Source organism: Mycobacterium sp., from assembly GCF_032159775.1.
GTDB lineage: Bacteria > Actinomycetota > Actinomycetes > Mycobacteriales > Mycobacteriaceae > Mycobacterium.
The window spans coordinates 1-4,004 of sequence record NZ_JAVHWK010000074.1 but is presented as its reverse complement, the minus strand read 5'-3'; the positions used below and the strand labels follow the sequence as shown (position 1 = coordinate 4,004).

3 protein-coding genes and 2 pseudogenes are annotated in these 4,004 nt (G+C 64.1%); 2 read left to right on the top strand and 3 right to left on the bottom strand.

The window, feature by feature from the left end; all coding sequences use genetic code 11:
* The first annotated feature begins 328 nt into the window (after positions 1-328).
* Together QOJ24_RS07770 and QOJ24_RS07765 are read left to right on the top strand one after the other, a co-directional pair.
* On the top strand, positions 329-859 hold the full coding sequence (locus QOJ24_RS07770; RefSeq protein ID WP_526260412.1) for a hypothetical protein: 531 nt from the start codon (positions 329-331) through the stop codon (positions 857-859).
* Positions 860-999: 140 nt separating this feature from the next.
* Positions 1,000-1,402: pseudogene (locus QOJ24_RS07765) on the top strand (NlpC/P60 family protein); the annotation flags it as partial.
* 235 nt (positions 1,403-1,637) lie between these two features.
* Here QOJ24_RS07765 and QOJ24_RS07760 read toward each other — a convergent pair.
* The 3 genes and pseudogenes from QOJ24_RS07760 to QOJ24_RS07750 all read right to left on the bottom strand — a co-directional run.
* On the bottom strand, positions 1,638-2,678 hold the full coding sequence (locus QOJ24_RS07760) for a cation diffusion facilitator family transporter (RefSeq protein WP_526260411.1): 1,041 nt from the start codon (positions 2,676-2,678) through the stop codon (positions 1,638-1,640).
* Positions 2,675-3,100: an ArsR/SmtB family transcription factor gene (locus QOJ24_RS07755; RefSeq protein WP_526260410.1), complete on the bottom strand. Its 426-nt coding sequence runs from the start codon at positions 3,098-3,100 to the stop codon at positions 2,675-2,677. The genes QOJ24_RS07760 and QOJ24_RS07755 overlap by 4 nt, the downstream gene beginning before the upstream one ends.
* 393 nt (positions 3,101-3,493) lie before the next feature.
* Positions 3,494-4,004: pseudogene (locus tag QOJ24_RS07750) on the bottom strand (hypothetical protein); the annotation flags it as partial.

Here is a 4,004-nt window from a genome sequence, read left to right as displayed (position 1 = left end):
CCGCCGTAGCGCGTCCACTGGCTGACGGCATCGGGGAGTTCGCTGAAGCACGCCACGAACATGGCGTCGTCGAACTTCATCAAGTCCCTTGCGTCCATCAGCCTCAATGCTTCTAGCTGTGCCCGATAGGCCTCGGAATAGTCGCCGGGCTCCGCCGCGAGCTGCTCTGCGCGTCCGCCGTCTCTAGGCGCGCGTCGGTTGGCGCCCCCCACGGTTGCAATGTCGATTATGGGGAACCCTCTAACACCGGCCCCGTCAATCGACGTGTCAGCCGAGGACAGTCCGCGCCCGGTGCGCGAGAGCTCCGACGAAGAAAAGAGCCGAATTCATGACAACCGCAGACGCGCGGGAACAGTCCGACTCCGCGACTACCGACACCAACGCCGACTTGGAGGTCGATCACGCCGCCCTGGATGGGCCGCGCGGCACGTGGCAGGCCGCAGAGGAAGCGGCGGCCCAGGCCGAGAAGCAGCTCTCCCTCGTGTTGGAACGGCTCGAGGACAATGCCGAACGGCGCAGCGCCGACGAGGCCGCGTTGCAAGCCGCAGTCGACCAGCAGGCCGAACTCAAGCGTGCGATCAAGACGTCGGCTCAACAGCGGGAAACGCTGCGCAAGGCGCGAAGCAAGGCCCAACGGGAAGTGGAAGAGGCTCGCAAGCGGGCCCAAGCCGCCGAGGCGAAGTACGACGAGGCTCTACTTACTGAGGTGCTGGCCGCGCAGAAAAGCAAAGATCTGTCGGCGTCTGACGGTCAGGCGCAGGCAGTCCATGACGAAGCCGATGCCGTGGCAGCACCCATGGCGCAGTCCACTGCTCAGGCGACGGCCGCAGCCGTGACGGCTCGCAATGCGGGCGCCTAGCTTCCCAAACTCCTGCGCTGCAGAGTGGTGGCGCTAGGCGCACGAAGGCCCAGGTGAGGTATCCCCTGACCTGGGTCTTTTGGCGAAGCTACGTGCCACCCCCAGCAGCCCGCTACTAAAGAGGACCGTGAGTCTACGGCCGCCAAGCAATCGAGTATGTGATCCGTCATGGCGCCTCTCAGATGGGAGTGCCCTATTCATGGGGCGGAGGCGGCCCCAAAGGTCCTACGCTTGGGATCGAGTCAGGAGCGAACACGGTGGGCTTCGACTGCTCCGGATTCACCCAATTCGCAATTCGCAGGTGTGGGTGTACTCATCCCCAAGTTCTCGGGCGATCAATACAACACCGGACGGAAAATTCCGCCGTCTCAAGCTAAGCGGGGCGATCTCATCTTTTACGGCCCCGGCGGGACTCAGCACGTCGCGATGTAGCTGGGCAACGGGCAAGTGCTCGAGGAAGCCAGCAGCTACGGGAAGGTCAGCGTCAATCCCCTGAGGACGGCAGGCATGTCTCCGTATCTCGCCCGCATCATCGAATCTTGATTCGGCTCGAAGATCGATGCAGCTCAATGATGGCATCGTGAGATGGTTCCGATCATTCGCCACGGGGCATGCTGCGACTAACTTTCAGTGTCCTCCGGATCCCTGGCGAACGCGGCCGTGCAGTTGCTCACTGCCAACTCTTGCGGATTTGCGCCCGAAGGGAATCGGCCCCCCAACCTGCTCGATGCGAACGACTGCACTCCGCTTCTGTTGGCAAGATATAGCCCTCGCGAGTTCACCAGTCGGTCTGGATTGTCGCTGGGTATGCATGCACAAGGGCCGACGACAACTTCGGGACGGCGTGGGTCAGCGTGTGCTCGGCTTCATGAGCGATGCGGTGGGCGTCGAAAAGGCTGGTGGTTGGGTCGATGTCGAGTTCGGCGTCGGCGTGGATGCGGTGTCCGATCCACCGCATTTTCACGCTGCGGACTTCGGTGACACCGGGTTCGGCGGCCAGCGCGGCTTCGGCGGCGACGACAAGTTCGGGGTCTACCCCGTCCATGAGGCGACGGAAGATGTCGCGTACTGCGGTGCGCAGGACGGCCACAATCGCCACGGTTATCAACAACCCAATGATGGGGTCGGCAAGGGGGAACCCCATGGCGACGCCAGCAGCTCCGACAAGTACGGCCAGCGAGGTGAATCCGTCAGTACGAGCGTGTAATCCGTCGGCTATCAGGGCGGCTGAGCCGATACGACGCCCGATTCGGATGCGGTAGACGGCGACGAGTTCGTTCCCGATGAACCCGATCAGACCGGCTGCGGCGACCCAGCCGACATGCTCTATCGGGACCGGGTTGATCAGGCGTCGGATTGATTCGACCCCAGCGATGATGGCCGACAGGGTGATCATTGCGACGACGAACAATCCCGCAACGTCCTCGGCGCGCCCGAACCCGTAGGTGTAACCCTTCGTAGCGGCCTTGGTGCCCAGTGCGAACGCTACCCACAACGGGATGGCAGTCAGGGCGTCGGAGAAATTGTGGATGGTGTCGGCCAGTAGCGCGACCGACCCCGAGATCAGCACGATCACCAACTGGGCAATAGAGGTGGCACCGAGCGCGAGCAGGCTGATCTTCACCGCCCGGATTCCGGCGGCGCTGGACTCCAGGGCGCCGTCGATGCTGTCGGAGGCGTCGTGACTATGAGGGGCGAAAACCTCTCGCAGCGCAGCACCGAACTTTCCGCCGCGTGCGCCGTGGCTGTGTCCATGACCGTGGTCAGTGCCGTGGTCGTGCGCGTGGTCGTCGGTGGCTTGATGTTTGTCGTGGGTCATGCTCGATGTCCCTTGGATCGTGCCGGGTCCGGCTCGGCGTCGACGGTGTCGGGGTGCAGGGTCGCGAGTCCGGCAGCGTCGCGGTGGTGGCCGGGTACGCCCGGTCCCGCGTGCTCGGCGTTGAAGACAGCGTCGGTGACCAATTGCCCGATGTGGTCGTTGTCCAGGCTGTAGAAGATCGTGGTGCCGTCTCGGCGGGTCCGGACCAGCCGCGCCATTCGTAGCTTCGCCAGGTGTTGCGACACCGACGGAGCGGGTTTCCCGACATGGGTCGCCAGGTCGTTCACCGACATCTCCCGGCTTACCAGCGCCCACAACACCTGGACGCGGGTGGCATCAGCGAGCATCCTGAATACTTCGACCACCAGGTCCACCTGATCATCGGAAAGCCGGCGACCACAAGCACCTTTATCTGCATACATACGCAAATAATAGGTCGGGCTGCGCAGTGGACGCAACGTGACCGCTAGTGCCTAATTCGCTGCGGAGAGCCGGCCCTGGCGCTGCGAGGCGAAGTCGCTTTTAGAGGGCTGTGCCCGCCCCTACGCCTGAGCGAAAAGCGCGGACGCAGACAGCGGCGCCCACTTGGTGCTGGTGGACGGCAAGAAGTACGGGACCTTTCAGGAAACTGGATCTGGCTTCCCGCAAAGGCAGCGGCCTGGGCCAGATTCCAACACCCAGAAAAGTCATCAATACGGTCATCTCGGGATTTCCACACCATGTTCAGCGCTTGTCCGACCCCAAGGTCGCAGAAATGACCGCGCCGGGCTCGGGAGCGGGTCGGGATCAACGTGCTCCCCCCCGATCACCGTCGACTAATCGGTGTCGACCCTCGCCGCGCCGTGCGACTGCTCGACGGCTGCGAACATCGCGACGGCCACTGCGCCCCCGACCGCACCCACGAACGCAACGCCGGCCAGCCACATCAGCCCAGGTTGAGTGGTGTCACCAAGCAGCACCACGCCGATGGCGCCGGGCACCACGGTCTCTCCGACTACGAGAGCGGCGGCGGCGCCGTTGACCGACCCCAGTTGCAGCGCCACAGTAAATAGGTAGAAGCCGCCCAGTCCTGCGGTGACGATCGTCCATGACGCTGGGTCGGTGAGAAGGCTGCCTACCCGAAGCGGGGCGACACCGTCGAGCACCCGCACCGCCACCGCCATAGCACCGAATAACACCCCCGCGATCAGCCCGGCCGGCACGGAAGCGCGATCGCCAAGCACGCGGATCAGAGCGATGCCGGCACCAAAGATCACCACCGACGCCGCCAGCACACCCCAGTGCAGTGCCCGTTCCGCCGGCCGAACACCGGGATGACCGGCGGTG